The sequence below is a fragment of the Longimicrobium terrae genome (genome assembly GCF_014202995.1).
In the GTDB taxonomy this organism is placed as follows: domain Bacteria; phylum Gemmatimonadota; class Gemmatimonadetes; order Longimicrobiales; family Longimicrobiaceae; genus Longimicrobium; species Longimicrobium terrae.
The window spans coordinates 12,597-38,346 of the sequence record NZ_JACHIA010000021.1 but is presented as its reverse complement, the minus strand read 5'-3'; the positions used below and the strand labels follow the sequence as shown (position 1 = coordinate 38,346).

At 70.2% G+C, this 25,750-nt stretch carries 26 protein-coding genes; 13 read left to right on the top strand and 13 right to left on the bottom strand.

Features of this window, described 5'->3' with window-relative positions; genetic code table 11:
* Positions 1–88: 88 nt before the first annotated feature.
* From HNQ61_RS23270 to HNQ61_RS23260, 3 genes are all read right to left on the bottom strand, one after another.
* Positions 89–1,327 (bottom strand): AI-2E family transporter, encoded by a 1,239-nt coding sequence (locus HNQ61_RS23270; RefSeq protein ID WP_170035119.1) that lies wholly within the window; start codon positions 1,325–1,327, stop codon positions 89–91.
* Between the two features lie 136 nt (positions 1,328–1,463).
* The gene (locus tag HNQ61_RS29915) at positions 1,464–2,003 is read right to left on the bottom strand and encodes an HU family DNA-binding protein (protein WP_205761552.1); all 540 of its coding nucleotides are present in this window, start codon (positions 2,001–2,003) and stop codon (positions 1,464–1,466) included.
* Positions 2,004–2,386: 383 nt separating this feature from the next.
* The gene (locus tag HNQ61_RS23260; protein ID WP_170035120.1) at positions 2,387–3,358 is read right to left on the bottom strand and encodes a M48 family metallopeptidase; all 972 of its coding nucleotides are present in this window, start codon (positions 3,356–3,358) and stop codon (positions 2,387–2,389) included.
* A 280-nt stretch (positions 3,359–3,638) separates the two neighbouring features.
* On the opposite strand from HNQ61_RS23260, the gene HNQ61_RS23255 reads away from it, so the two are divergent.
* Positions 3,639–4,190: a hypothetical protein gene (locus HNQ61_RS23255; RefSeq protein ID WP_170035121.1), complete on the top strand. Its 552-nt coding sequence runs from the start codon at positions 3,639–3,641 to the stop codon at positions 4,188–4,190.
* 797 nt (positions 4,191–4,987) lie between these two features.
* Here the strand turns inward: HNQ61_RS23255 and HNQ61_RS23250 are convergent.
* Positions 4,988–5,725 (bottom strand): PIG-L deacetylase family protein, encoded by a 738-nt coding sequence (locus HNQ61_RS23250; protein WP_170035122.1) that lies wholly within the window; start codon positions 5,723–5,725, stop codon positions 4,988–4,990.
* A 191-nt stretch (positions 5,726–5,916) separates the two neighbouring features.
* Positions 5,917–6,180 (bottom strand): hypothetical protein, encoded by a 264-nt coding sequence (locus HNQ61_RS23245; RefSeq protein ID WP_170035123.1) that lies wholly within the window; start codon positions 6,178–6,180, stop codon positions 5,917–5,919.
* 210 nt (positions 6,181–6,390) lie between these two features.
* Between HNQ61_RS23245 and HNQ61_RS23240 the strand changes: the two genes are divergently transcribed.
* The 4 genes from HNQ61_RS23240 (at position 6,391) to HNQ61_RS23225 (ending at position 11,926) form a co-directional block, all read left to right on the top strand.
* Positions 6,391–7,569, top strand: a complete 1,179-nt coding sequence (locus tag HNQ61_RS23240) for a glycosyltransferase (protein ID WP_170035124.1) — start codon at positions 6,391–6,393, stop codon at positions 7,567–7,569.
* Positions 7,570–7,582: 13 nt separating this feature from the next.
* Positions 7,583–8,038 carry an SRPBCC family protein gene (locus tag HNQ61_RS23235; protein WP_170035125.1) on the top strand — a complete coding sequence of 152 codons (456 nt, stop codon included), beginning with the start codon at positions 7,583–7,585 and terminating at the stop codon, positions 8,036–8,038.
* A 20-nt stretch (positions 8,039–8,058) separates the two neighbouring features.
* Positions 8,059–9,240 carry a PrsW family intramembrane metalloprotease gene (locus tag HNQ61_RS23230; RefSeq protein ID WP_170035126.1) on the top strand — a complete coding sequence of 394 codons (1,182 nt, stop codon included), beginning with the start codon at positions 8,059–8,061 and terminating at the stop codon, positions 9,238–9,240.
* A 130-nt stretch (positions 9,241–9,370) separates the two neighbouring features.
* Positions 9,371–11,926 (top strand): LysM peptidoglycan-binding domain-containing protein, encoded by a 2,556-nt coding sequence (locus HNQ61_RS23225; protein WP_170035127.1) that lies wholly within the window; start codon positions 9,371–9,373, stop codon positions 11,924–11,926.
* Between the two features lie 79 nt (positions 11,927–12,005).
* Here HNQ61_RS23225 and HNQ61_RS23220 read toward each other — a convergent pair whose 3' ends face one another.
* Both HNQ61_RS23220 and HNQ61_RS23215 read right to left on the bottom strand, forming a co-directional pair.
* Entirely contained in the window at positions 12,006–12,668 is a 663-nt protein-coding gene (locus tag HNQ61_RS23220; RefSeq protein ID WP_170035128.1) for a hypothetical protein, read from the bottom strand.
* Positions 12,669–12,859: 191 nt separating this feature from the next.
* The gene (locus tag HNQ61_RS23215; RefSeq protein ID WP_170035129.1) at positions 12,860–13,096 is read right to left on the bottom strand and encodes a hypothetical protein; all 237 of its coding nucleotides are present in this window, start codon (positions 13,094–13,096) and stop codon (positions 12,860–12,862) included.
* 132 nt (positions 13,097–13,228) lie between these two features.
* Here HNQ61_RS23215 and HNQ61_RS23210 point away from each other — a divergent pair, with 132 nt between their 5' ends.
* From HNQ61_RS23210 to HNQ61_RS23180, 7 genes are all read left to right on the top strand, one after another.
* On the top strand, positions 13,229–13,864 hold the full coding sequence (locus tag HNQ61_RS23210; protein WP_170035130.1) for a YczE/YyaS/YitT family protein: 636 nt from the start codon (positions 13,229–13,231) through the stop codon (positions 13,862–13,864).
* Positions 13,865–14,001: 137 nt separating this feature from the next.
* The gene (locus tag HNQ61_RS23205) at positions 14,002–14,583 is read left to right on the top strand and encodes an NUDIX hydrolase (protein WP_170035131.1); all 582 of its coding nucleotides are present in this window, start codon (positions 14,002–14,004) and stop codon (positions 14,581–14,583) included.
* Positions 14,584–14,649: 66 nt separating this feature from the next.
* Positions 14,650–14,973: an antibiotic biosynthesis monooxygenase family protein gene (locus HNQ61_RS23200; RefSeq protein WP_170035132.1), complete on the top strand. Its 324-nt coding sequence runs from the start codon at positions 14,650–14,652 to the stop codon at positions 14,971–14,973.
* Positions 14,974–14,992: 19 nt separating this feature from the next.
* Complete coding sequence (locus HNQ61_RS23195; protein WP_170035133.1) at positions 14,993–15,643, top strand: B12-binding domain-containing protein; 651 nt, start codon at positions 14,993–14,995, stop codon at positions 15,641–15,643.
* Entirely contained in the window at positions 15,640–16,992 is a 1,353-nt protein-coding gene (locus tag HNQ61_RS23190; protein WP_170035134.1) for a sensor histidine kinase, read from the top strand. The genes HNQ61_RS23195 and HNQ61_RS23190 overlap by 4 nt, the downstream gene beginning before the upstream one ends.
* A 34-nt stretch (positions 16,993–17,026) precedes the next feature.
* Positions 17,027–17,704, top strand: coding sequence for a hypothetical protein (locus HNQ61_RS23185; protein WP_170035135.1), 678 nt, complete (start codon positions 17,027–17,029; stop codon positions 17,702–17,704).
* Positions 17,705–17,741: 37 nt separating this feature from the next.
* On the top strand, positions 17,742–19,007 hold the full coding sequence (locus HNQ61_RS23180; RefSeq protein WP_170035136.1) for a dipeptidase: 1,266 nt from the start codon (positions 17,742–17,744) through the stop codon (positions 19,005–19,007).
* A 342-nt stretch (positions 19,008–19,349) separates the two neighbouring features.
* Here the strand turns inward: HNQ61_RS23180 and HNQ61_RS23175 are convergent, their stop codons facing one another.
* From HNQ61_RS23175 to HNQ61_RS23165, 3 genes are all read right to left on the bottom strand, one after another.
* Positions 19,350–19,586 carry a hypothetical protein gene (locus HNQ61_RS23175; RefSeq protein ID WP_170035137.1) on the bottom strand — a complete coding sequence of 79 codons (237 nt, stop codon included), beginning with the start codon at positions 19,584–19,586 and terminating at the stop codon, positions 19,350–19,352.
* A 27-nt stretch (positions 19,587–19,613) separates the two neighbouring features.
* Positions 19,614–20,741, bottom strand: a complete 1,128-nt coding sequence (locus HNQ61_RS23170) for a ribonuclease D (protein WP_221305277.1) — start codon at positions 20,739–20,741, stop codon at positions 19,614–19,616.
* A gap of 121 nt (positions 20,742–20,862) precedes the next feature.
* On the bottom strand, positions 20,863–21,066 hold the full coding sequence (locus HNQ61_RS23165; RefSeq protein WP_170035139.1) for a hypothetical protein: 204 nt from the start codon (positions 21,064–21,066) through the stop codon (positions 20,863–20,865).
* A gap of 104 nt (positions 21,067–21,170) precedes the next feature.
* On the opposite strand from HNQ61_RS23165, the gene HNQ61_RS23160 reads away from it, so the two are divergent.
* Positions 21,171–21,446, top strand: a complete 276-nt coding sequence (locus HNQ61_RS23160; protein WP_170035140.1) for an oxidative damage protection protein — start codon at positions 21,171–21,173, stop codon at positions 21,444–21,446.
* Positions 21,447–21,596: 150 nt separating this feature from the next.
* On the opposite strand, the gene HNQ61_RS23155 is transcribed toward HNQ61_RS23160, so the two are convergent.
* The 3 genes from HNQ61_RS23155 to HNQ61_RS23145 all read right to left on the bottom strand — a co-directional run bounded on the left by HNQ61_RS23155 (position 21,597) and on the right by HNQ61_RS23145 (position 25,743).
* On the bottom strand, positions 21,597–22,679 hold the full coding sequence (locus tag HNQ61_RS23155) for an N-acetyltransferase DgcN family protein (protein ID WP_170035141.1): 1,083 nt from the start codon (positions 22,677–22,679) through the stop codon (positions 21,597–21,599).
* 758 nt (positions 22,680–23,437) lie between these two features.
* Entirely contained in the window at positions 23,438–24,631 is a 1,194-nt protein-coding gene (locus HNQ61_RS23150) for an AI-2E family transporter (RefSeq protein WP_170035142.1), read from the bottom strand.
* Positions 24,632–24,744: 113 nt separating this feature from the next.
* Positions 24,745–25,743 (bottom strand): hypothetical protein, encoded by a 999-nt coding sequence (locus HNQ61_RS23145; protein WP_170035143.1) that lies wholly within the window; start codon positions 25,741–25,743, stop codon positions 24,745–24,747.
* Positions 25,744–25,750: the final 7 nt, after the last annotated feature.

The following is a 25,750-nucleotide window of genomic DNA, read 5'->3' as shown; positions in this document are numbered from 1 at the left end:
ACCCCCGCGACCCCCGCGACCCCCGCGACCCCCGCGACCCCCGCGACCCCCGCGACCTCCGCGACCTCCGCGTGAGGGCAGTTGGTGTTCATCCCGGCATCTCGCGCGGCGGATTCGGGGCACGCTCCCGCTCGGCAATCGCCATCTCCGAAGCGCGCTCCGCCTCTTCCAGCAGCGTATCCGCGGGCGCGCCCGGCCCGCTGTTCTCACGCCGGTCCCACTGCTGGCGCTCCTCGGAAGGCTCCACGTACAGCACGCGGACGGCGACCACGATCACCGCCAGCATGGGCGTGGCCACGAACAGCGCCAGCAGCCCGAACCCCACGGTCAGCATCAGCTGCCACACCAGCAGCCCGGCGGGCGGAATGTTGACCGCCTTGCGCTCCACCAGCGGAACGGTGATGGCGTTCTGCACCTGCTGCAACAGAAAGTAGAAGATCCCCACGTACACCGCCGTCATGGGCGACATGGCGAACCCGGCCATCATCGCGGGTACCGCGGCGATCGTGGGCCCGAAGTTGGGGATGAATTCCATCATCGCCGCGAACGCGGCCAGCGCCAGCGCCCCCGGGATCTTGAACAGCACCAGTCCCACGTACGTCACCAGCCCGATGAACGCCATCGTAAGCGCCTTGCCCAGCACCCAGTTGCGCAGGTTGGTGCCGGCCTCGTCGTAGATGCGCGTCCACTTGGGGCGGGAATCGGGCGGAATCATCCGCAGGATCAGCCCGCGGTACAGCTCCGGCTGCGCGGCGAAGAACCCGGCTAGCACCACGATGGCGAACGAGCCCAGCACCGTGCTGATCATGTTGAACGCCATAGGGACGAAGCGGCCCAGGAACTCGGTGGCCTGCTGCCCCAGGCTGCGCCCCAGCTCGGAGTTGGGCCCCTCGCCCGTCTGCCGGCCCAGCCACACCTGCGCCGCCGCCATGGTCTTGGGCAGCTCGCCCGCCAGCAGGCGCACCTGCTCGGCGATCTGCGGAATCATGGCGATCAGCAGCCCCACCAGGCTGCCGACGAACGCAATCATCACAATCGGCAGCGCCACGCCGAACGGGATCCCCCGCCGGGACAGCCACTTGGCCGGCGCGTGCAGCACGATGGCGATCAGCACCGCCAGCAGGGCGATGAAGATGGCGTTGTGCACCAGCCAGAAGAAGCGCCACAGAAACGTGAAGATGATGCCCATCACAAAGATCCGCGCCACGTCGGCGGATCTCCAGATCACCCGGCGGATCTGGATGTCGGGAATGCGGGGCTCTGGTTTTTCGTCGTACTGCGGCAGGGGATACCTCCGGTCCGCGGGTCCATGCGAAATCGGCCGCACGGTACAGATTCCGGGCGGCGCGGGCTCACAGGCGGATTCCGTGCCGCGGGCGATGGCCGTCCCGCATGCGGCGGAAAACGAGCGAGGCCGCGCCCCGAAAACGGGACGCGGCCTCGTGTGCCTGCGCCGGAAAGCCTCAGCTCTTGGCGCTGCCGCCCTTGGCGCCGCCCGACTTGCCCTTGGCCGCCGTGCCGCCGCTCTTGGCCGCGCCGGTGCCCTTGGCGCCGCCGGACGCCTTGGCGCCGGAGGAAGCGGTGTCGCCCGTGCTCGCCTCGGCGGAAGCGCCGCTGTTGACGCCGCCCTTCTTGGGAGCGCCGGCGGTGGCCGCCGCCGCACCCGCGGCCGCGCCCAGCGCCGCCCCGGCCACCGCGCCCGCCGCCTTGCGGCGTCCGCTGATGGTGCCTTCACGCAGGTTCTTGCCGGCGGTAAAGCCGATGCTGCTGCGCTCGGGAATCTGGATCTCGGCGCCGGTGCGCGGGTTGCGTCCGGTGCGGGCGGCCCGCGTCTTCTTGGTGAACTTGCCGAAGCCGGGGATGCTCAGCTCGCCGAGGGAGTGCACCGTCTCCGAGATGGCGCCGCCCGCCGTATCGAAGATGGCGTCCACCGCGCGCTGCGCCGCCGCCTTGCTCAACTGTGCCTTGTCCGCGACCTGGTCGATGAACTGCGCCTTGTTCATTGGTGCTCTCCACGCGTGGGCGGTTGAGAAGAAGCGCGCCGCTCGGCTCGCCGAACGGACCTGATGCAAGGGCGGTTCCACATCCGGCGGCGTGATTGCTGGACTTTACGCCGTCCGGTGCACGAGGAGCACACCCGCCCGCGCCGCGCACCCCGTCCAGTTGCGCTCCGGCACGGTCCCGTGATGGGCTAAGTGCCCGCCACAGGCAGGCTTGCTGGATTCACGCCCGTCCTCCGGGTCCCGCTGCAGCCGGGGAGAATCCCCGTCCGGACGGGCCCGATCCGGCCGCACGCATGGCGTAAAGAGATCGGCGCCGCACGTCTCCGTTCCGCCCGGCGTGACGCGGCGTGCGGCGGCGGCGCCCCCGTGTGGGGCGCCCGCACTTACTCGCGCGCGCCGAACCCCTGGCGGAAGGAATCCACTACCCGCCGCGCCGCCTGCTGCGCGTTGGTGAAGCCTTCCCTGGCCGCCTCGCGGTAGCTCTGCCCGGCCGCGCGCAGATCCTCCGCGTACGCCGAATCCGGCTCGCCGCGGCGGCGGTACTCGCCCGCCAGAATGCGCTCGTAGCCCCCCGACTCGAACCACGTCCGCATCTCCGCCGCGCGCAGCACGGGCGCGGGGTGGGAAAGCCAGAGAACGTTCAGCACCTTGAACACCTGGTCGGCGATGTCGCTGGTTTCGCGGTACTCCTCGGCCTGGCGCATGAACTCGTCCAGGTTGCCCGTGGCGTTCTTGCCTCCCGCGAACGCCATCATGGTGCGCAGCGCCGGCTCGGGGTTCTGCACGGCCAGGATGCCGGCGCGGTCGCAACTCAGCTCCGCCTTGCGGTGCCACTCCTGAAGCGCCAGCAGCACCGGCGTGGCCACCAGTCCCACGATGGGAAATCCCACGTGGGAAAGCTGAATGAGGATGCGCATCATGGTCAGGTACAGCGAGTGGCCGCTGAGCACGTGCCCCACCTCGTGGCCCAGAATGAAGCGCAGTTCATCGTCGTCCAGCGCCTGCACCGTGGCGCTGTTGAGGACGATGAAGGGCTGCTGCATCCCGAAGGCAAAGGCGTTCAGCTCCACGTTCTGCTGCACGTACAGCGGATAACGGGGCGCGTCCAGCGTCTGGCACGCGTCGGCGTACAGCCGGTGCACGCGCCCGTACTGCGTTTCGCTCACGCGCACGCTGCCGGACAGGAACGCAAGCCGCAGCGGCTTTTCGCCAAAGAAGCCGAACAGGGTGCGCAGCACCTGGTCAAACACGGGAATGCGGCGCAGGGCGTTGAGCGCGGCGCGGTCCGCCGGGTGCTCCCAGCTGCGCGGGTCGATCTGCGTAAGAATGCGCGTGGCGCGCGCCGGATCGGTCATGGTCGGTGAGGCCTGGGAAGGTCTGGCTGGGGACGCGGGCGTGCGTCCCCAGCGCGGCATACGTCGCGCGCGGCGATGGGTTTCAGCGGCTCGCGGGAACAACGGCGGGGTGTGCCGGGGTACGGAAGCTCGCAAAATTATGTTTCCGCCCTTCCGGATGGGCGGGGCGGGCCGTAGATTGGCACCCTGGTTCCATCCGAACGTTCGACCGAAGTCCCGCTGCGCACCGTTCGGGAGCGCACGCCGCTGTTCAACTTTCCTGCATCTTGGAGAATCCGCCATGCGACGTCAACGCATCCTGAGCCTTTCGCTTCTGGCCGTGCTGGCCGGCGTGCTTCCTTCGGCCCTGCAGGCGCAGGCACAGTTCACGGGTTCGTGGATGCTGAACCGTCAGCAGAGTGACGACATCAACGCCAAGATCAACACCACGGTGGCGCGCATGAACCTGGTGGTGCGGCAGATTGCCCGTCCCCGCCTGCGCAGCACCAACACGGCGTACCCGCACCTGTCGGTGTTCACGCAGAACAACACGGTGCGCGTGGACATGCAGGGCCGTCCGTCGGTTTCCAGCCCCAGCACCGGCACCCCGGTAATGTGGCAGCGTGAGACGGGCCGCACCTGCACGCAGCTCAAGGGCGACTGCGTGCGCGTGACCTCGACGACCACGGGCAACCAGATCACGCAGACCTTTACCGCCGAAGACGGACAGCGCGTGAACGTGTACACGCTGAGCCCCGACGGAAACACGATGAACATGAACGTCACCATCACCAGCCCGCGGCTTCCGCAGCCGCTGACCTACCGGCTGGTCTACAACCGCCACAACAACTGATTCTTTCGGTTGCGGTAGAGTGGTTTTCTGAAGAGGCGGCCCTTGTGGCCGCCTCTTCTGCGTTGCGGGACGAAGGTTCTGTTGATGGTCGAGGTCTTACGGACCGAGAGCGGGAGTTGGGCGTGTCCCCGCTGCGCGGGGCCGGGCTTCGCGCGCCGTAGGCAACGATACAGCTGTTGCCAACGGCGCCGAGCCCCCGGTTCGCGCCATGGTTGACCTCGCCGAGCGAAATCGAAGCACGCGCGAACCGGGCTCTCGGCCCTCCGGGCGCGAATCCCTCACGCACAGCCGCGGGCTTCGCCGCGGTTCATCATCCCCTGCCATTCCCCTGGCCGCCCGCCATCTCAGCCTGCGATCCTGCCCAGGCATCCTGCCGTCCCGCTTCGTCGGCCCTCAGCCGCGCTCCCAATCTCCGCTGCGAGGATGACGGCGCGCATTGCCGTCCTCTGAGGAGGCGCTGAGTTCATCCGCATTTTTTCGGGGACACCCAATCCCGCATCCCTGAGCGGAACTGTCCGGCACACCACCTGATCGCGTCTGTTAGGAAACACGGCAACGCAGCACACGGTCTGAGTCCGCGCCCACCTCGCTTCTCCGGCGGCGAACGGTCCCGGCCAGCCGCCCCGTGCGGCGCACCGAAGTCCGCACAAAGCGCGATCAGGGTCTCTTTGCCGTCAGTCCCGTGTGCTCCACCCAGGCCCGGCGCCGCGGACAGGACGGGATTGCCGATCCCTCGCGTGGATGGATTCCCGCCGCTTCGTCCCGATGAACGGATGCCTCGCGGCGGACCGGCTCGGTCAGAGCGGCCGGTCCGGGTGGCGGAGTTCGCCTTCCAGTTCGGCGGGGAGCAGGCTGGGAAAGAGCCCGCCGCGCGTTTCCCACGCATCGTACACCTCCGCGTACTGCAACCCGAACGGCTCGCCGGACATCCGCAGCCGCTGGTCGATCCAGTCCGCGTCGCCAAAGCCGATGCTTTCGCGGTAGAAGCGGCCGAGTTCGTGGATCTGGTCGCGATACGCGGACACGTCCACCGCCACCGCCGGAAGCGTGGAGTGCGCCCCGCGGTAGGTAAAGACGGGAACCGCCTCCCGGTGCGGCACCGTGGGGCCCACGACCTTGGCAATGCGCGCCAGAGTGATGGCGTCACGAAAGATCTTGCCCGACGCTTGGTGGTCCGGATGCCGCATTCCGCGTCCCCACGCATCGCCCCACGTGATCAGTGCGTCGGGACGGAACTCCGCGATCACCTGCGCCACCTGCCGCGCCGCCGCCGGGTCCGCGTGGACGGAGCAGTCGTGGAAATCCAGAAACCGCGTCTCCACACCCAGGATTTCGCCGGCGATGCGGCCGTGCTCCGTGCGGATGGCCGCCACCTCGTCCGACGGAATGGGCCCGAACGCCTCCGTCATTTCCCCGCGCGTAAGCCACACGACCACCACGCGGTCACCGCGCGCCCGCTGCGCGAGCATCGTCCCGGCGGCGCCGACTTCATCGTCCGGGTGCGCCAGCCCCACCAGCAGCGTCTTGCTTGCCATCCGTCCTCGAGCTTCGGGTTGCGCCGCACGGCATCACACGGCGCGGGAAATCTCCGGTCGGACGCATCCGCAGGCAAGGCGCGTGCATCCGCCGCCGCGGGCCGGACGATCCCCACGCGACGGAAAGGAGAACCCCGGCGGACCCGCGGCGGAAAAGCGCAACGGATGCTCGAGGATTCACCGCGCGGACCTCAACGCCCGCTGGGAACGAGGGCGCGCCGCGGATCCTCCTCGTGTTCCACCGCCCAGGACGGCCGTGCGGCGTACGCGGGCACGCGCGCCGGTGCGCCCCGAACCGCCCTGGCGGCGCGCTCGGCCGAACGATCCGCCGCTTCCGGAGGCGGCGAACCGGTGAGCAGCGCGGCGAACACCCGCTCCACGACCAACGTGACGGCCGCATCGGGGCGCCCGCCCTGCCGTGCGTATCCGCCGCACTCGCTCCCCATCATCGGCATCGCTCCTCCATCCGTGCCCGGTGTCCGCCTGCAATCGAGCGCTCAATGTACCGAACAAAATCCGAAGATGCAAGCATTGTGTTTCTCCGCCGGAAAATGTCCCCCAAGCCGCCACGGGGCGCGCGGATCATGATCCCCGGCGCGCGTTGCCCACTTTCACCAACTCCAATCAGCCGATAGCTTTGCCGCCTGTCTCTTTCTCTCGCACCCGTGTCGCCGTTGCTCGTTCCGCTGCTCTGGTCGCTGCCCTGGCTCCTGCTTCCCGTGCTGGCTGCCGCCTTCATCCGCCGCCGTCCCGTGCTGGACGGCTGGCCCCCCGCCGCGAAGGCGGATGCGCCGCTGGTGTCCGTCATCGTTCCGGCGCGCAACGAGGCGCACAACATCGGCGATTGCGTGCGCGCGCTCCGGTCATCCACGTATCCGCGCCTGGAAATCCTGGTGGTGGACGACGGTTCGGAGGACGGCACCGGGGAACGGGCCCGCGCCGCGGCGGAGGGGGACCCGCGGGTGAGGGTGATCGACGGAGAACCGCTCCCGGCCGGATGGTTTGGCAAGCCGTGGGCGTGCGAGCAGGGGGTCCGGCTCGCGCGCGGCGAGCGGATCGCCTTCTGCGACGCGGACATGCGCGCCGGGCCGGAACTGGTGGGCCGCACCGTCGCCGCGCTGGCGCAAAGGGATGCGGCGCTGCTGTCCGCCATCCCCCGCCAGGTGCTGGGCGGCTTCTGGGAGCGCGTGGTGATGGCGCAGGTGGGAATGCTGTTCCTGATGCGCTATCCGGACCCGGAACGGGTGAACCGTTCGCCGCACACCCGCGACAAGATCGCGCTCGGCGGCTACATTCTGGTTCGCCGCGACGCGTACGAGGCCGCGGGCGGGCACCACGCCGTGCGCCACGAGGTGTCAGAAGACATGGCCATCGCACAGCGCTTTCACGCGTTGGGGCACGCGCCGCTGCTGGTGCACGCCGAACCGCACCTGCGCGTGCGCATGTACCGCTCGCTGGCGGAAATCGTGGAGGGGTGGGGGAAGAACCTGGCGCGCTCCTCCGGCCGCACCGCGCCGGGGCCGCTGGCCCTGCTGGTTCCGTGGCTGATTCTGAGCGGGTTGTTCTTCTTCTGGCTGCTTCCGTCCCTGGTGCTCGTCCGTGGCGCGCTGGGGATGGCGGGATGGCCGTGGGTTCCCGCGGCGGTCGTGGCGCAGGCCGTATCCGTCGGCTTCTGGGCGGGCATGTACCGGCGCGACGGGCACAACCCGCTGTACGCCGCGCTGGCCCCGCTGGGCGCGCTGGTGATGTGCGGCATTCTGCTGGCGAGCCTGCTGCGGCGGGGAACGGTGACGTGGAAGGGGCGGCGCTACGCCGCGGCGGCCATGGAGGCCGGAGCCGGATGAGGAGAAACGCACGATGAAGCTGCACACGCTCGACCAGATCCAGCGGCTGCCCATTTCCGTCGCCCAGGCGTGGGACTTCTTTTCCGACGCGCGCAACCTGGAGCGCATCACCCCGCCGGACATGGGGTTTGAGGTCACGTCGGCGCTGCCGGACCGCATGTACGCGGGGATGCTCGTCACCTACCGCGTCCGCCCGCTGCTGGGCGTGCCCGTAACGTGGGTGACGGAAATTACGCATGTGGATGAGCACAGGCTGTTCGTGGACGAGCAGCGGTTCGGCCCGTACCGCTTCTGGCACCACCAGCACCTGTTCCGCGAGATCGAGGGCGGCGTGGAAATGCGCGACATCGTGAGCTACGTGCTGCCGCCGGGCGGCGGCGTGGCGCGCAAGTGGCTGGTGACGCCGCGGCTGGAGCAGATCTTCAGCCACCGCCGCCGCGTGCTGGAAGAACGCTTCGGCACCCTGTAGAACGGTCCGCTCCCGCGCCGATGCAATCGTTTCACGCCTCCGCTCCGCCCATTCCCGCCATGCTGCGCGGGCGACGCCACCGCCTCCTTACCTGGGGAGCGGTGGTGTGCGGCGTCATGATCCTGACGCTGATCGCCATGGACCTGCAGTGGAAGCCTTTCGTTCTGGGCTTCGTGGCGGCGGCGCTCCCCGTTCCCCTGTATGTGGCGCTGGCGCTGTGGCTGGACCGGTACGAGCCGGAGCCGCCGCGCACGCTGTTTCAGACGTTTGCGTGGGGCGCCACCTTTGCCGTGTTTCTGGCGTACGTGGCCAACAACGTCACCGAGGACCTGATCGGCGCCGTGCTGGGGCCGCAGGCGGGGGCGCTGCTGGGAAGCGTGATCACCGCGCCCATGGTGGAGGAACTGGCCAAGGGATTCGCGCTGTTCGTGCTGTATCGCGAACTCCGGGACGAGTTTGACGGCGTCGTGGACGGCGTGGTGTATGCCGCCATGGTGGGGCTGGGCTTCGCCATGATCGAAAACGTGCAGTATTACGGCGCCGCCTTCGCCGAGGGAGGCGCCGACAGCCCCGCCGCGGTCTTCGTGCTGCGGGGGATGATGTCGCCCTTTGCGCACCCGCTGTTCACCAGCATCTTCGGAATGGGGCTGGGCTACCGCCGCGAGCACCACGGACAGCGCGGAAGCTGGCTGGGGCCCGCGGCCGGGCTGGCCGGAGCCATGGGGCTGCACGCGCTGTGGAACCTGTCGGCCAGCCTCGACGGCTGGTTTCTGATCCTGTACATGATGGTGATGGTGCCGGCGTTCCTTGGCGTGTTGTGGATGATCTACCGTTCGCTGCGCCGCGAAGGGAGCATCGTGCGCCGGCACCTGGCCTCGCTGGTGGAGGACGGCGTGCTCTCGGGCGAGGAGCTGGAATGCCTGTGCGTGGTGCGCACCCGGCTGGAGGCCACGGCGCGCGCCTGGCGGCGGGGCGGGCTGCGGCACTGGCGCGCGCGGCGGGAAATGCACCGCGTAGCCAGCGAACTCGCGTTCCACCGGTGGCGGGTGGCGCGCGGGATCACGCTCGGGCCGGAGGCGGACGCGCAACGCGATGCCGAGTATCTGCGCCGCTTCTGCGAACTGTGCGGCGCGGGGCGGGCGGAGGGCGCCGTGCCGGACCGCCGCGCGGAGCCGCGCACCTCGCCCGGCACCCCGGGCTGAGGCGCTCCATCCTCTGCAATGCGGCGCGTCATGACTCTGGCCGAAGTCCGCGCCCGGTAGTACGTTCGACCCTCCGGCGCTTCTGCGCCCATGTACCGCGACCGGTTCGTCGCTCCAAGACTGAATTCATATGCACAGCAAGACCTCTCCGGGCCTTCTGGTGCTGGTTGCGCTGGGAGCCGCCGCGTGCGGGCCCGGCCGCCAGCCCGTTGCCACCGCGCCCGTGCCCGCCGAGGCCCCGCCGCCCGCGCCCGCGGACACCGTGCAGGCGATCGGCGAGGGCTTTACGCTGCCTGCGGAGCGCCCGGCCGCGGTGGGCGCGGACCTGCTGGGGACGGCGCGGTACGACCTGCCGGTGGAAGCAAACGAGTGGGTGCGCCAGGAGGTGGACTTTCTGGTGAACCAGCGCGGTCCCGTGGTGGCCGGGTGGATGACGGCGGCGGACCGCTACGGCGAGTGGGTGCGCGATGTCTTTGCGTCGTACGGCATTCCGCGCGACCTGAGCCACCTGGGGATGGTGGAGAGCGGATACCGCCCCACGGTGCGCAGCCATGCGGGCGCTGTCGGGATGTGGCAGTTCATGCCGGCGACGGGCCGGGGGATGGGGCTGCGGATCGACGAGCTGGTGGACGAGCGGATGGACCCGGTGCGCTCCACGCACGCCGCGGCGCGCCACCTGCGCGACCTGAACCGCCAGTTCCGCGGCGACTGGGCGCTGGCCGCCGCCGCGTACAACGCGGGCACGGGGCGCATCAGCCGCGGGCTGGGGCGGTTCGGCGCCACCAATTTCTGGGATCTGGCGCAGCGCGGCGACCTGGCGGAGGAAACCAAGCATTACGTTCCCCGCCTGTACGCGGTCACCATCATCGCCAAGGACCCCACGCGTTTCGGACTGCCGGCGCGCGGACCGCAGCGGTCGTTCGGCTTCGACAGCATCCGCGTGGACCTGGCGACGCCGCTGAGCGTTCTGGCGTCGGTGGGCGACATTCCGCTGCCGGACCTGGTGGAGCTGAACCCGCACCTGCTGCGGCAGGTGGCGCCGCCCCGCTACTGGGTGTGGGTGCCGGCGGGGCAGGGCGCGGCGCTGCAGCCGGCGTACGCGGCATCCGAATTCCGCCAGCGCGGGGGATACGATTCGTACCGCGTCCGCGAGGGCGATTCGCTGGACCGCCTCGCCGAGCTTTCGGGACTCCCGGCGGAGCGCATCCGCCAGCTGAACCTGTCCATGGGCGAGACCGTGCAGCCGGGGCAGCAGCTTCGCCTGTTCGCGGACGCCGCGCGCGTGCTGAACGAGCGCCCCATGCCGCGCGTGGCGCGCGCGGAAACATCGGAGCGGAGCAGCAGCACCGGCCGCCGTCGCCCGCGTGTGCTGGGGGATCCGCCGGTGCCGGGCGATGCGGAAAAGGAGTCGCCCGCCCGCTCGTCCGACGCGGAATCCGCCAGCAGCCGCACGCGTGAGGCCTCCACCAACGGCTCGTCGTCCTCCCGGCGCTCGTCGGAGTCGTCGTCCGCCAGGTCGTCTGGCTCGTCTTCGGAGGAGGGCTCGGCCACGCGTCGCGCGTCGGAAGGCCCGGCCGCGCGCCGCACGGAATCCGCCAGCCGCTCGTCGGATGGCGAGTCGTCCGGCAGCCGCGCCTCCGGTTCGTCCGCCACGCGCGGCACGACGGAAAGCTCCTCGTCGCGCTCGTCGGAAGGCTCCTCGTCCGCGCGCCGTGCATCGTCCGAGGGATCGTCGTCGCGCTCCTCTGAGGGCTCTTCGACGCGTGCGTCAGAAAGTGGATCGTCCACTCGCCGGACGTCGTCTGAGGGAAGTGCGGCGCGTTCGTCGGAATCGGCGTCCAGCCGCTCGTCTGAAGGATCATCGGCGACGCGCCGGGCTTCGTCGGAAGGGTCGGCCAGCCGCGCATCGGAGGGAGCGTCATCCCGCTCCACATCCGCCACGGGCGAGCGCTCGTCGTCGTCCACGCGATCGTCGTCGGAACGCTCGAGCCCGGCGGAAAGTGGATCGTCGTCCGCCGCGCGCCGTACGGAATCGGCATCCGAGCGTCCGTCTGCCAGCCGCACGGAAGGGTCGGCGCGGTCGTCGTCCGCATCTTCCCGCGCCTCGTCCGAGACGCCGCGCGCCAGCGGAACGACGGCTTCGCGGCCCGCGGGACGTACGCACGAGGTGGCGGAAGGGGAGACGCTGTGGGGAATTGCCCGGCGCTACGACGTGACCGTCGCCGCGGTGCGCGAGGCCAACGACCTGAGCGAGTCCGAGTCGCTGCAGCCCGGCCGCACGCTGCGCATTCCGCGCGCTTCGTCCACCGCGAGCACCTCCGGCGAAACGCGAGCGGCGGCGGGAAGTGGATCCACCGCGACCCGCCCGGCGGCCGCGGGCACCACGCGTTCCAGCGGAGAGACGCGCGCGGCGGGAACCGGATCGGCCGGCACGCGGCCGTCGGGCACCGCGGCGGGATCGTCATCCACCGCAACGCGTTCCACCGGCACCGCTTCCACGCGCCCCGCGGCTTCGGCCACTGGATCGCGCACGTCCGCGCGGCAGCACACGGTGGCGGATGGGGAGACGCTGTGGGGCATCGCGCGGCGGTACGAGATCACCGTGGATGCGTTGCGCCGCGCCAACGACCTGGGCGAGAATGCCGCCATCCAGCCGGGGCAGAAGCTCACGATCCCGGCGAGCTGATCGTCGTCCGTGGCGGATAACAAACAAATCACCCCCGGCGAGACCATCTCACCGGGGGTGATTGCGTTCGTGGAGCGGTTCAGAACCGGGGGATCGCGCGGTCCCGGAGTTCCACCGCGCCGCCGACCATCAGAAACCGCACGGCGCGCGTGGAATCCGCGCCCAGCCGCTCGCGCCCAAGCCCCGCCTGCACGAACACGGAATACTCAGAAAACTTCAACGCGGCGGCGGGCATCCAGAGTGTGGCGTCCGGCGCGCGGTCTCCGCCATGAAAGAAGGCGACGCTCTGTGTCGTGTACAGACTGACGTCATCGTCCAGATCCCGCCCGATCTGCGCATACGGCGTCGTGTAGCTGCGGGAAAGCAGAACGCCCGCGCCGGCCGCGAGCGTCGGGTGCGACGCGGGGGAAAGCTGCACGTATGCGTCGGCTTCCGGGTGCATGACGGAGAAGGGAAGCGCGATCGGGACGGACACGCCCAGCGACACCGGCAGTGGAACGCCGGAGTTGTCCGGCGTCCATCCCACCCGCGCGAACACGCTGGACGGGGCGATAACGGGCGTGACCGTGCTCTGTCCCGTGCGGACTTCGCCCGTCAGCACGGGATCGGTCGCGATCGCCGCCACCGTCCCCACCGCGAGCCCCGGATGCACGCGCGGCGCGTGCGTCACCACCGGAATGCAGGCCGGAACGAGCAGAACGGGTATGAGGGCGAGCAGGATCCGGAATGGCGGCGGGCGCATGGCTTCCGGGTGGAGGGCGGGACGGAATCACGCTCCTCCCGGGCATCCGGGCGGAGCGTCATCGCGAGGGGCCCGCGGAGGACGAGCCCTTTTTCAGCCGAGGACGGGATGCACTCTGCTCATCCGCCCCGGCTCCACGCGCCGGAGGGACGGCGGACGCTGAGGGGGAGAGTGCCGTCAGGCTTCCAAGGTCAGGCTTCCGCCGCGGGAGCGGCGCCGCCCTCTTCCGCCGGAACACCCTCGTCCGCGGCCTCTTCCACCTCGTTTTCCGACACGCCGATGACCGTTCCGTCATCGAACTCCACCATGTAGCCGTCGCGCGCGTCCTCGTTGCTGTCCGCGCCCCAGTGCCCGATCACCTCGCCCACGCGCCCCACGTACGGCTCGGACTGGGCGTAAAACGAGCGTACCACGCGTACCCTGTGCATCGCCGTCTCCCGGTGCAGAGAAAAGCCATCCCCGAGCGGGCTCCCGCTTGCACAAGCCGCGCCCGGGCACGCTGGCGCGGTGCCGCCGGGGCGAACAGATTGACCGGTTCACGACGACAGTACGGAGTGAGGATGGCGGATCGGCATGGGCCGGAGAGCCCGGTGCGCTCGTGGCGCGCGTGGCTGCAATTGATCGTGGGGCTGGCGGGATTCGCGTTCTCGGTGACGCTCATGGTGCGCAGCGGCCTGGGGCTGGGCCCCTGGGACGCCTTTCATGTGGGCCTGTCGCGGCGGATGGGGATCAGCATCGGGGCGGCGAGCATTCTCGTGGGAGTGCTGATCGTGGCGGGATCCTGGTTCATCGGGGTGCGCCCCGGCGTGGGCACCCTGGCCAACATGCTGCTGATCGGGCTGTTCATCGACCTCATGCTGGGCGTGATGCCGCCCGCGCCAGGCTGGGGCGTGGGACTCGTCATGCACGTGGCGGGAATCGTGATCTGCGGCCTGTTCACCGGCTTCTACATGGCGTCGGGAATGGGCAACGGCCCCCGCGACGGCCTCATCGTGGGCCTGTGCCTGCGCACCGGGCGCTCCATCCTCCTGGTGCGCACGCTGGTGGAGGTGTCGGCGCTGGCGGTGGGGTGGATGCTGGGCGGGCCGGTGGGCGTGGGCACGCTCCTGTTCGCCTTCGGCATCGGCCCGGCCATGCAGTGGGGGATGCGCGTCTGCGGCGTGGACGAGGAACTCACCCCCGTCACCGAAGGCTGAACAGGTCCCTCCCGTGGCGGCAACTGTCCGCCGGGGGAGCCCGGCCCCCGTGTTGCACAAGGGCGGGCAGATCAGCACGCGGAGGGACGCCCCGGGCGGCGGCGCATCTTCTCCCACGGAACCAGGAAAGCGCGGGAATGCAGGGGGAAGAAAAGGGCGCGCCGCGCGAGTGGCCGGTGCTGGACGAGACGCCGCTGCGGGACTTTGAGGTGTTCCGCGCCCGCCGCATCCGCGCCCGCTCGCCGGAGGACGGCTCCGAGCACACCTTTCACGTCGCCGACGCGCCGGACGGTGTGCTCGTCATCGCGCTGGCGGTGGACGGGCGGATGGTGATGGTGCGCCAGTGGCGCCATCCCCTGCAGCGCGTGACGCTGGAGCTTCCCGCGGGGATCGTGGAAGAGGGCGAGGCCCCGGAAGCCGGCGCCGCGCGGGAGCTTCGGGAAGAAACGGGGTACCAGGGCGACGCGCCGCGGCTGCTGGGCAGCGTGGCGCTCAACCCCAGTTGGCAGACCACCCGCCTGCACACCGTGCTGATCACCAATGCGCGGCCCGTGGGCGAAAAGGAACTGGACGAGGGCGAGGACACCCGCGTGTGCCTGCTGCGTCCCGAAGAGCTGCGCGAGCGCGTTCTGCGCGGCGACGCCGATTCCGCCCCCGTCGCCACGGCGCTGGCGATGTGGGAGTGGAGCGGCCGCCCCGGTGCCGGGGCAGACGGATGAACGCTTGCGCGGCGGGCGCGCGGACGCTTACTTCCGGAAGCGAATTCCCCTGCGTCATGATGTACGATGTTCGTATTCATCTCCCACCTGACGGTGCCGGAGGCGGACCGGGCCGGCCTGGAGGCGCACTTTCGGGAGCGCGCGGGGCTGGTGGACGGTTTTCCCGGCTTTCTGTACCTGCAGCTGATGCGGCCCCAGGCGGGCGGGGCCACGCACACGTTCCTTACGGCGTGGGAAACGCGCGAGGCCTTTCGCGCGTACATGCGCAGCCGGGAGCACACCGAATCCCACGCGCGCGAACCGGGGGAGATCATGGGGCGGACGGAGGTGCGCCACGAGGCGTTCGAGGTGCTGATGGACTCGCGCCGCGAGCCGGAGTGGCTGCACTGAGCGCCGCGCGGGAGGCCGCGTGACGCGCGAAGCGGCGCGGGAGCGCTACCTGGACGCGCTCGTGGCGGGAAACCGCCGCGCCGCCTTTGAGGTCATCGACGAGGCGCACGAGGCGGGCTTTACGCTCCGCGAGCTGTACCTGGACGTGTTTCAGCCGGTGATGCGCGACATCGGGCGGCTGTGGCAGGAAAACCGCATCACCGTGGCGGATGAGCACCTGGCCACCGCCATCACCCAGGCGGCCATGGCGCGGCTGTACGACGAGCTGTTTCACGGCGCCGCCCTTCCCGGGCCGCTGCTGATCGCCGCGTGCACCGACCAGGAGCGGCACGAGCTGGGTCTGCGGATGATCTGCGACGTGCTGGAAATGGAAGGGTGGGACACCCTGTTTCTGGGCGCCACGGTGCCCACGGACGACCTGGTGCGCATGGTGCGCGAGCGCCGTCCCCAGGTGGTGGCGCTGTCGGCCTCCATCGCGCCGCACCTGGCGCGCGTGGCCGACACCATCCGGTCCATCCGCGAGGCCGTGCCCGTGGACGGACCGCTGATCGCCGTTGGAGGGCGCCCGTTTCTGGACGACCCCTCGCTGGCGGAACGCCTTGGCGCCGACATGACCGCGCGTGACGCGGTGGAGGCGGCCGAGCGATTGAAGGAGAAGTTCGCCGCATGAAGAACCTCACCGCTCTCGGCGTGCACCCCGCGCTGCGCGGCTTTCCGGGCATGGTCCTGGAGCTGCGCCGCGACGGCGTCGTCGTGGAATCCAACGGCCGGCTGGAGCGCGAGCTGGAGCGGGGCGTGGTGGGGCACCCCCTGGGCTCGGTGCTGGACGGGCCCTCGCGCCGCAAGCTGGACGCCATTCTGGCCCGCCAGCCGCGCCCCGAAGCCACGGACGGGTTCGTGCCGGCGCAGGCGTGGGAGCTCATGCTGGAGGGGCGCGACACCGTGGCGCCCCACAGCTTCTTTCCCGTGTGGGACGAGGAGGGCGACCACCTGTACCTGGTGGAAAGCCCGCGCGACCCCCGCTTCGACGCGCTGTACGAGGAGCTGGCGGCCGTCAACAGCGAGCAGGCCAACACGCAGCGCCAGCTGGCCAAGGAAAAGTCGCGCCTGGCGCGCGCCCTGGGCGAGCTGGAGCGCGAGCTCAAGGAAAACGAGCGCCTGTCCCGCACGCTGCAGGGGCAGAACGAGGAGATGGAGGCGCAGAACGAAGAGCTGCTGGCCATGACCGAGGAGCTGCACGCCGGGCAGGAGCAGCTTCTTTCGTCCAACCACCAGCTGGAGCGCCGCACCCGCGAGCTGCAGATTGCCCTGAGCGCGCGCAACCGCTTCTACGCGGCCATGAGCCACGAGCTGCGCACCCCCATCAACGCGGTGATGGGGTACAACGACCTGCTGCTGGCGGAGGTGTACGGCACGCTGAGCGAGCAGCAGGAGCTGGCGGTGGAGCGGTCGCAGCGGGCGGCGCGCCACCTGCGCGAACTGGTGAACGACGTGCTCGACATCTCCCGGCTGGAAAGCGGCCGCGCGGAGGTGGAGCCGGAGCCGGTGGACGTGGCCCGGCTGGTGGACGAGATCTTCGACACGCTGCGCCCCCTGGCCGCGCACGCGGGCAGCGACATGCGCCGGCTGAGCGGCGACGACGTGGGCACCGTGGTGACCGATCCGCTGCGGCTGCGGCAGATTCTGCTGAACCTGCTGAGCAACGCCCTCAAGTACGGCGCGGGCGCCCCGGTGTGGGTGCACCTGGCCTGGGCGGGAACCGGGCGGCTGGTGGTGGAAGTCACCGACGGCGGCCCGGGAATCGCCGAAGAAGACCTGGGGCGCATCTTTGACGAATTCGTGCAGCTGGGGCGCGAAGAAAACACCGAAACCGCCGGGCGCGAGGGAACCGGGCTGGGCCTGTCCATCGCGCGGCGGCTGGCGACGGCGCTGGGCGGCACCCTGGAAGCCGCGTCCACCCTGGGCGTAGGCAGCACCTTCCGGCTCACGCTGCCGGCCTCGCCCTCGCGCGCCGAGTGACGGCCGCTCCCGAAGGCACACGCAACGCAAGGTCATGACCGATTCGCAAGATCAAGGGCCGCGGGGAGAACGGGGCGGCGACCGCCGCGGAACCGACCGCAGAAGGACCGACCGCCGTCTTCCCGTCCCCCTGTGGCGCAAGCCGTGGGCGCTGGTGTCGTACGGCGTGCTGGGCGCGCTGGCGCTGGTGATTGCGCTGGGCGGGCTGCGCGGGGGCGGCGACAAGGGAGTGGCGCGCGACGAGCAGCTCAACACCTCCACCGCGGCCATCGAGCCGCCGGTGTCCGACGGCCCGGCCGCGTCCGCCGGGCGCGCGCCGGAAGACGCGTACGGGCAGGCCGGCTACGAGCGGCTCATCGTGGAGGGGCAGGCCGCGGTGGGGCGCATGGTGCGCGCCGAGCTGTACTGCGAGGCGCCGGAAAACTTCACCATCGTCAGCGGCGACACGGTGCGCCGCGCGCTGGGCGACCTGATCCAGGAAGGCCGCATCCCCGCGGCCGAGTGCAAGTGGGGCAGCACCCGCGACACGCAGCGCGAAGACTTTCTGCTCATCGTGCCGCCGGCGCGGGCGCGCGAGTTCGCGGCCACGCCCGTGGTGAACGACGCCTTCGTGGAGCGCCACCGCGTGGTGGGCCTCATCGAGTGGATCGGCCCCACGCAGGCCTTGGCGCTGCGTCCGGCCGGCATCTTCCGCGGGGTCGTCAGCCGCTGACGCCCCGCCACCGCCCCGCCTTTCTTCCCCCCGGTTCATGAACAAGACGATCCTGCTGGCGGCGGCGCTCCTGGCGCTGCCCGCCGGCGTGCACGCGCAGAACGCGGCCGATCCGCTGATGGCGCGCGCCCTTCGCCTGCACCGCGGCACGCCGCTGGTGGACGGCCACAACGACCTGCCGTGGGAAATCCGCGAAAAGGCGCAGGGCGACCTGGGCGCCATGGACCCGCGCGGCTCGCTTCCCGCCAACCACACCGACATTCCGCGGCTGCGGGCGGGCGGCGTAGGCGGCGTGTTCTGGGCGGCGTACGTTCCCGTGGACCGCACCGGGCGCGAGGCCGCGGGCTTTGCGCTGCAGCAGATCGGGCTGATCAAGCGGATGACGGAGGCGTCGCCGGAGCTGGAGATGGCGACCACGGCGGACGGGATCGTCGCCATCCACCGGCGCGGGCACATCGCCTCACTGATCGGCATCGAGGGCGGGCACGCGATCGACAACTCGCTGGACGTGCTGCGCCAGTTTCACGAGCTGGGCGTGCGCTACATGACGCTCACGCACGCCAACACGCTGGACTGGGCCGACGCCGCAACCGATTCGGCGAAGCACGGGGGATTGACGGCGTTCGGCGAAGAGGTGGTTCGGGAGATGAACCGCTTGGGGATGCTGGTGGACCTCAGCCACGTATCCGCGGAGACGATGAAGGACGCGCTGCGGGTGGCGGAGGCGCCGGTCATCTTCAGCCACTCCTCGGCGCGCGCCATCGCCGACATGCCGCGCAACGTGCCCGATGACGTGCTGCGCCTGCTGCCGGCCAACGGCGGCGTGGTGATGGTGAACTTCTACTCCGGCTTCATCGATCCCGCGGCGGCGCGGCAGATCACCGGGCTGGGCGCGGTGCAGCAGCAGCTCACCGCGCAGTATCCGAACGATCCGCAGGCCCGGCAGCGCGCGCTGGATGAGTGGATGGCGGCGCACCCGCTGCCGCGCGGCTCGGTGGCGACCATCGCGGACCACATCGACCACATCGTAAAGACGGCGGGGATCGACCACGTGGGGATCGGGTCGGACTTCGACGGCGTGACGTCGCTGCCGGAGGGGATGGAAGACGTGTCGCGCTTTCCGTACCTGACGGTGGAGCTGCTGCGCCGCGGCTACAGCGATGCGGACGTGCGCAAGATCCTGGGCGGCAACGTGCTGCGGGCCATGCGCGCCGCGGAGCAGACGGCCGTGCGCATTCAGCGCCAGCGCGGCCCGTCATCCGCCAACATCGACGTGCTGGACCGCCGGCCGGTCTCCCGCTGATCCTTGTTCAGGATGATGACGATCAGCCCCGGCGGACTCTCGTTCGCCGGGGCTGATTTTCGTCGGGCGGACGGTTCGGCAGACACCGTTTCACGCGGAGGACGCGGGGGTGGCGGAGGTGCGCGGGGGAACGGATGGGGGAGGGGAGGGCGCGGGCGGCTTTTTCATCGACGGCAACGGTATCTTTGAAGAACGGCATTGGGGAAACAGCATCGGCGGAAAAAGGGACCGGGAAACGTGGACGATGGCTCTCGTCCCGTTCCCCGGTCCTTTTCTGTTGCCCTTCCCCCGCGTTCCCCCGCTACCCCCGCGTCCTCCGCGTGAAACGGTGTTGCGGTTCCCTCAGACTACGCCCGCGGCGGTCTTGGCCCACTCCAGGCGGCGGCGCAGTTCCTTTTCGCCCATGGTGCTGATGGCGAAGTTGGCCGCCTCGATGCTGTTGAAGTCGATGGGCGCCGTGACCGGCTCGCCGGACTCGGGGCGGAACGCCAGCTGGGCGCCGTCGCGCAGGTGCGCCACCTTGATGGGGAGCGCCACCGCTTCCCAGGCGCGCCCGTGATCGTCCTTGATGCTTCTCATCTCACGTCTCTCGTGGTCAGTTCGAATTCAGCGGCTGAGCGCCTTGAGCATCACGTCGCCCACGGCTTCCACCTGCCAGGCGCGGATTCCGGGCACCCGCTCCAGCTCTTCGCGCGTGCGCGGCTGCACGCGAGCCAGCTCGTCCAGCAGCGCGCGCGACATCAGAAAGCCGGGGTCCAGCTCCAGCGTTTCGGCGGCGCGGGCGCGGACGTCGCGCAGCGTTTCCACCCGCGCCTCCTGCTCGGGGTCGCGCTCCCACCGCGGCGAGCGGGGCCAGCGCGGAAGCTCGGCCTCGGGCACGTCCAGCCCGCGCTGCACCGCCGCCATGATGTCGCGGCCGCGGCGCTGCGCCAGCCCTTCGCTGATGCCGTTCACCGAGGGCAGGTCGCGCGCGCTCGGCGGCGGCGACGCGCTCATCTCCAGCAGCGCCTGGTTGCCCAAGATGCGGAAGGTGGCCTGGTCGCGCTCGCGGGCCACCCCTTCACGCCACTCGTGCAGCTCGCGCAGAATGGCCAGCCCGCGCGGGGTGAGGTCGCGCGCGCCCTTGGTGCGCATGTACGCCTCGCGGCCGTCCTCCGGCTCCGTCCAGCGCGTCCCCTCGCGGCGGATGAACTCTTCCTGCGCCCAGTGCAGGCGGCCGCGCTCTTCCAGCGCCGCGCGCAACCGGTCGCGCAGTTCGGGAAGGTGCGCGGTGTCGGAGGCGGCGTACTGCTTCATCCCCTCGGACAGCGGGCGCTCGGCCCAGTCGGCGCGCTGAAACTCCTTGGGCAGCTTGAGGCCCAGGTACTTTTCGGCGATGTTGCCCAGCCCGAGCTGCTTTTCGCCCAGAAAGGCGGCCGCGATCTGCGTGTCGAACAGGCCGGACAGGTGCAGGCCGGCGTCGCGGTCCAGAATGCGGACGTCGTAATCCGCGTCGTGAAAGATCTTTTCAATCGCCGGGTCGCCCAGCACTTCGCCCAGCGGCGACAGGTCGCCCACGGCGAACGGGTCGATCAGCCAGTGCGTCGTGCGCGACGACACCTGCACCAGGCTGAGCCGGTCAAAGTAGCGGTGATAGCCCGCGGCTTCCGTATCCACCCCCAGCAGCGGCTCGGCGCGCAGTTCGCTTACGAGTGTGCGCAGCCGTTCGGGGTCTTCGATCAGTTCGTAATCCATGTCGCCGGTCGTGAGGGAACCGCGCAAGTTCGGCTTCCGGCGTCCCCGTCGCAAGGTCCGGGCGCAAATGAGCGCGCGATGGTCATCGCGGACCGGCGCGCCTCGCCTCGATCATCGCCCGCTACAGCCGTTCATCCGCCAGAATGGCCTCGATGCGCTCGCCGTCGCGGACGCGGGCGCGGCCGCTGTTCATCGACCGGCGCTCCTCCGTGTCTCCCGACGCGCCGCGCACGCGCACCAGGACCTGCGCGGCAAAGGTGGCGGCGGGGTTCCAGGTGGCGGTGCGGCCGTCGTCGCTCAGGCGGGCGGGAATGGGCTCGGGCATGGCTCCTGGCACGGGCGATTGGCCGCGCGCGGCGTGCGTGGTTAGATTCGGGGCGGCAACGCGCCCGCGCGGCGCGGACACACTTTCGCGAGGGATGACCACCGATGGCCGAAGTTACCTGCGCGCGCTGCGGGCAGACGAAGCCCGGGCTGGCGTTTGCGCCCTACAACAACGACCTGGGCAAGCGCATTCACGCGTCCATCTGCCAGGACTGCTGGGCGCAGTGGCTCAAGCAGCAGACCATGCTGATCAACCACTACGGCCTCAACGTACGCGATCCTGAAGCCAAGACCATGCTGTACGAACAGACCGAGAAGTTTCTGTTCGGCGGCGAGGCGGACCAGGTGGATACCAGCAAGCAGGGCACCATCCAGTGGTAGCCGGCCTGCCGTAGCGCTTCTTTTCGATGGACCGGAACGCCCCGCGAGCTTTCGCGGGGCGTTCTGCTTTCAGGGCAAGGCCTCACGCAGAGCAGCAGAGGAGCAGAGAACAGCTTTTCCTCTGCTCCTCTGCTGCTCTGCGTGAGATGATCAGTTGCCCTTCTTCCGCGCCGCGGCCCGCAGAATGGCGTCTGCCAGCGGCTCCGCGCCGAAGCGGACCGGGTCGGTGGTCGGCAGGCCGGTGAGGTCCTGGATACGGGCCACCTCGTCGCGCGCCGCCGCCTCGTCCATGTCGAACGTCACCAGCGAGACGCCGATGACGGGAGAGGGACGGAGAGGCGCGATGGCGCCCTCCACGATGCGGATCATCTCCGGCACGCTGGGCAGCGGCATCCACGAGTACGGATTGCCCGCGCCGTACGGGCAGGTGCGCGTGGGCTGGTGGCACAGGATCATCCCGTCGGGCATGGAGCCGTGCAGCAGGCCCAGCGTGACGCCGCTGTAGCCGGGGTGCACGAGCGAGCCCTGGCCCTCCACCATCACGATGTCGTTCCCCTCCGCCGCCTTCAGGACCAGCGTTTCCGCCGCCCCGCCGATGAAGTCCGCCACCACGGCGTCCACGGCGATTCCCCAGCCTTCGATCAGGATTCCCGTCTGGCCGGTGGCGGCAAATCCCACTTTGGCGTCGCGGGCCCGCAGCGCGTCGCGAATGCGCAGCCCCGCCGTCATCTTGCCGATGTTGCAGTCCGTGCCCACGGTCAGCACGGAGTACGCGCCGATGTTGCGCGCGTGGCCCTTGCTCACCGGCAGGCCGGCGGGCGGGCGGCGCAGGTCGTGGATGCGCACGCCGTGCTCCGCGGCCAGCGAGGACAGTTCCGCGTCGTCGGCCAGGTACGCGTGCAGGCCCGCCACCACGTGCAGCCCCGCGCGGATCGCGGCCGTCAACGCGGGCCGCCACGCGGGCGGGAGCGCGCCTCCCTGCGGCGCGATCCCAATCAGCAGCGCCGTCGGGTTCAGCCGCAGACCCTCTTCCATCGATCCCATGATGGGGATTTCGCCGCCGAAGCCCAGGACGTCCTGCACCGTCTGCCCGGCGCGCGTGGAATCCACGATGCCCAACACGCGGTCCGGAAGGAAGCGGACGGCGCTGTTGGCGGTCTTGCTGGTCAGCGGGCCGAAGTGGCCCTCCGCGAGAACCAGGTAGCGGTACGTGGTGAGGTCAGGCTGCTGCATCCAGACGTGGCGGAGAAGGGAAGTGCTCAGGGCCCGGTACCAAGTGCCCAGTGCTTGTTTGTTGGAATGTGCTTCACTCGTCCCATGTCATTCTGAACGAGGCGCCGCGCGACACAATTCGCCCTGCTCAGACTGTGGCGCCGACGGAAGAATCCCGCTCCACACTGGCCCGCGATCGCCGGATCGCACTCGCCTCCAGAGCGGCAGGCGCGGCGGACGGTCGGACGCGCGGTGCCGGACAGCGGCTCGGCTCACGGTTCGGAGCGGAATTCTTCGGTCGCGCAAAATCCGGCGCGGCGGAGAGAGCGGCGCACGCTTCCTCAGAATGACATCGAACGGGCTTCGTGGCGAAGGTGGAGACGGTGCCCCTTCTTGTCATCCTGAGCGAGCGGCGATACGGCGGTGTCGGCGGCACCGTTGGTTGCAGCGAGTCGAAGGATCTTGCCACATGGCCGGCCACGAGCACCCCGGTTCGAGTCTGGCTCGGACCCCGCCTGCCGAGCGCGCCACATCTGCCGTGGCAAGATCCTTAGACTTCGCGCCAGAGTCGGGCGTGCCGGACAGATCTGCTCGGCGCTTCGCTCAGGATGACAAACAACGGCCGCAGTGCGGCTTCTGTTCCGCGCATCCGAGGAGCCCGCGCGGGTGCCTGCTGGTTTACGCGGTTGAAGCCTCACAGCATTACCGTGAGGCTTTCCGCTGTTGAAGCGGCAACTTCAGTCGCTCCAGCAGCCGGGCTTGGCCGCCCGCCCGTATGATCAGCGTGGGGCGGCGCCGGCCTGTTCCAGGATGGCGGGAATGCTGAGCGGGCCGGGGTCCATCCGCACGGCGGATTCCGGCACGCGCACCTCCGAAGGCGCGTCGCGCACGAAGCGGCGGAAGCCCTTGCCCTCCAGCAGCCGGTGCACGTAGATGCGCCGCGTAATCACCATCACCGTCGCCAGCACGGGGACGGCGACGACCAGGCCGAACGCGCCCAGCAGGTGCGCCATCACCAGCACGCTCATGATGGTGAGCACCGGCGGCAGGTGCACCCGCCGCTCCATCACCATGGGATGAACGAAGTTGCCCTCGATGATGTGCACCACCACGCCCAGCAGCACCACGCCCATGGCGTGGGCAATGTTCCCCTGCCCGAACACGAACAGCGCCGGCAGCAGCGTCGATACCAGGCTGCCGAAGAAGGGCACCATCACCACCACGCCGGTGAACACGCCGAACGCCAGCGCGAACGGCACGTGCAGCACCAGCAGCCCGATCCACGTCAGTACGCCCAGGCACACCATGGCGATCAGCTGCCCGCCGATCCACGCCCGCAGCGACACGCCCAGGTCGCTCAGAATGTCCCGCACCAGCTCGCGGTGGACGGGCGGCGCCAGCGACACCGCGCCCTCCTTGTACATCTGCGGGCGCAGCGCCATGTAGATGCCCATGACGAACACGCTGGCCAGGTTCACGAACGTGTGCAGCGTATCGAACACGAAGGGAAAGAGCCCCGTGGCGAACTGGCCCGCGTTTTCCGCGACGCCGCTGAGCTGCGCGGTGATCTTTTCCGGCGGCAGCACCGCCTTCACCAGCGGATAGCGCTCGCCCAGGTCCACCAGCGTCTGCGTCAGGATCTGGATCTGCGCGGGGAGCGCGGTGATCAGCGCCTGCGTCTGCGCCACCACGGGCGGCAGCACCAGCCACCCCACCAGCGCCACCGCCGCCGCGGTAATCAGCAGCGCCGACACGATCCCCAGCCCGCGCGGCAGCCGCAGCCGGTCTTCCAGAAAGTCGGTGATGGCGCTCAGGTAGACGGCGAACAGCGCCGCGATGAAGAGCAGCAGCAGCACCTCGGCCACGCTGAACAGAAAGTACAGCAGCAGCACCGTCCCCACCGCCGCGCCCATCACGGCGTAGGGCGACGGGCGGGGCTGGGCGTGCTCGCGGGCGGGCGGGTTGGCGCTCATGGCGGAGTCCCGTGAAACGAAAAGCGGGACCGGCAGAATGCCGGCCCCGCGCAAGCTATCAATCCGGAGCGCCCCGCGCCAACGGCGGCGTCCCCTCCAGCGTCCGTCCGCGCCTACTCCGCGCGCAGCGACGCCACCCACGCCCGCCACGCCGCGGGGTCGGCGCCCAGGTCCTCGCCGCGCAGGGCGGTCAGAAAGCGGCGCGCGGGTCCGGATACGTCCTCGGAGCGGCTGTCCAGCCGCGCGAGTACGGCCTCGCCGCCGCCGGCCAGAAAGCGCGCGGCGTGGGTGGAATCCGCCCCGGTCGCCACGAGCGCGTTCATGACCTCGTCCAGGTTCCACAGCGAGGTGCCGCGCAGAATGGCGTGGATGTCGTCCACGGCGGGCGCCCAGTCCACCCGACGCGGCGTGCGGGCAAGCGTCGTCAGCGAGTACGCCGCCATTCCCGAAACGATGTCGTTCTGTTCCCGGACCGAGTGCATCAACTGGTGCAGCACCTCGTCCGTCGCGGGGCCGTACGCGAGCAGCGAGGCGGCCACCACGCGGTTCAGCATGCCGGAGTCCGCCGCCAGCACCCGCCGGGCGAGGGCGAGGTCCGCCGGCGTGCCGTGCGACTTCCAGAAGTCCCAGACGCGCTGAATCTCCAGGCTGTCCCGCCGGGACATGTCGGGGAGATGGCCTTCCCACGCCATCATCTCCAATGCGTCCTTGTACCGGCCCGGCTGCGTGCGCAGCCGGGCCGGAAGCCCGCTCCATTCCTGCCGGACACTCGTGGTGTCGTCCGGCAGGTACAGGCGCCGCACCCGCACGGAGTCCGCCGGCTCCACCAGCGTCAGAGTGACATACTCGACTGTGTCGCCCATCGTCATCGTCGTGGAGGAGGTCGCGGCGGGAAAGCCGATCTGCTGCAGCGCAACCGCGCACGCGTGCGAAGCAAGCGAAACCTCGCCCTTCCGGCGGAGGGCTTCCTCCAGCATGGGTACCGTCCAGTCTTCCAGCCCCAGCACCTCCACCACCTTGCCGGGAACGCGCACCACGTTCGGCTGAGCATTGGCCGGAGCGGCGCCGGCGAGCACGGCACCGGCGAGCAGGCTTGCGGCAATGGTCTTCATGGCGGCT

Coding starts and splice junctions, on each gene's coding strand:
- HNQ61_RS29915 (WP_205761552.1), bottom strand. CDS start 2,003: ATGAACAAGGCGCAGTTCATCGACCAGGTCGCGGACAAGGCACAGTTG.
- HNQ61_RS23260 (WP_170035120.1), bottom strand. CDS start 3,358: ATGACCGATCCGGCGCGCGCCACGCGCATTCTTACGCAGATCGACCCG.
- HNQ61_RS23255 (WP_170035121.1), top strand. CDS start 3,639: ATGCGACGTCAACGCATCCTGAGCCTTTCGCTTCTGGCCGTGCTGGCC.
- HNQ61_RS23250 (WP_170035122.1), bottom strand. CDS start 5,725: ATGGCAAGCAAGACGCTGCTGGTGGGGCTGGCGCACCCGGACGATGAA.
- HNQ61_RS23245 (WP_170035123.1), bottom strand. CDS start 6,180: ATGCCGATGATGGGGAGCGAGTGCGGCGGATACGCACGGCAGGGCGGG.
- HNQ61_RS23235 (WP_170035125.1), top strand. CDS start 7,583: ATGAAGCTGCACACGCTCGACCAGATCCAGCGGCTGCCCATTTCCGTC.
- HNQ61_RS23230 (WP_170035126.1), top strand. CDS start 8,059: ATGCAATCGTTTCACGCCTCCGCTCCGCCCATTCCCGCCATGCTGCGC.
- HNQ61_RS23225 (WP_170035127.1), top strand. CDS start 9,371: ATGCACAGCAAGACCTCTCCGGGCCTTCTGGTGCTGGTTGCGCTGGGA.
- HNQ61_RS23220 (WP_170035128.1), bottom strand. CDS start 12,668: ATGCGCCCGCCGCCATTCCGGATCCTGCTCGCCCTCATACCCGTTCTG.
- HNQ61_RS23215 (WP_170035129.1), bottom strand. CDS start 13,096: ATGCACAGGGTACGCGTGGTACGCTCGTTTTACGCCCAGTCCGAGCCG.
- HNQ61_RS23210 (WP_170035130.1), top strand. CDS start 13,229: ATGGCGGATCGGCATGGGCCGGAGAGCCCGGTGCGCTCGTGGCGCGCG.
- HNQ61_RS23205 (WP_170035131.1), top strand. CDS start 14,002: ATGCAGGGGGAAGAAAAGGGCGCGCCGCGCGAGTGGCCGGTGCTGGAC.
- HNQ61_RS23200 (WP_170035132.1), top strand. CDS start 14,650: ATGTTCGTATTCATCTCCCACCTGACGGTGCCGGAGGCGGACCGGGCC.
- HNQ61_RS23190 (WP_170035134.1), top strand. CDS start 15,640: ATGAAGAACCTCACCGCTCTCGGCGTGCACCCCGCGCTGCGCGGCTTT.
- HNQ61_RS23185 (WP_170035135.1), top strand. CDS start 17,027: ATGACCGATTCGCAAGATCAAGGGCCGCGGGGAGAACGGGGCGGCGAC.
- HNQ61_RS23180 (WP_170035136.1), top strand. CDS start 17,742: ATGAACAAGACGATCCTGCTGGCGGCGGCGCTCCTGGCGCTGCCCGCC.
- HNQ61_RS23175 (WP_170035137.1), bottom strand. CDS start 19,586: ATGAGAAGCATCAAGGACGATCACGGGCGCGCCTGGGAAGCGGTGGCG.
- HNQ61_RS23170 (WP_221305277.1), bottom strand. CDS start 20,741: ATGGATTACGAACTGATCGAAGACCCCGAACGGCTGCGCACACTCGTA.
- HNQ61_RS23165 (WP_170035139.1), bottom strand. CDS start 21,066: ATGCCCGAGCCCATTCCCGCCCGCCTGAGCGACGACGGCCGCACCGCC.
- HNQ61_RS23160 (WP_170035140.1), top strand. CDS start 21,171: ATGGCCGAAGTTACCTGCGCGCGCTGCGGGCAGACGAAGCCCGGGCTG.
- HNQ61_RS23155 (WP_170035141.1), bottom strand. CDS start 22,679: ATGCAGCAGCCTGACCTCACCACGTACCGCTACCTGGTTCTCGCGGAG.
- HNQ61_RS23150 (WP_170035142.1), bottom strand. CDS start 24,631: ATGAGCGCCAACCCGCCCGCCCGCGAGCACGCCCAGCCCCGCCCGTCG.
- HNQ61_RS23145 (WP_170035143.1), bottom strand. CDS start 25,743: ATGAAGACCATTGCCGCAAGCCTGCTCGCCGGTGCCGTGCTCGCCGGC.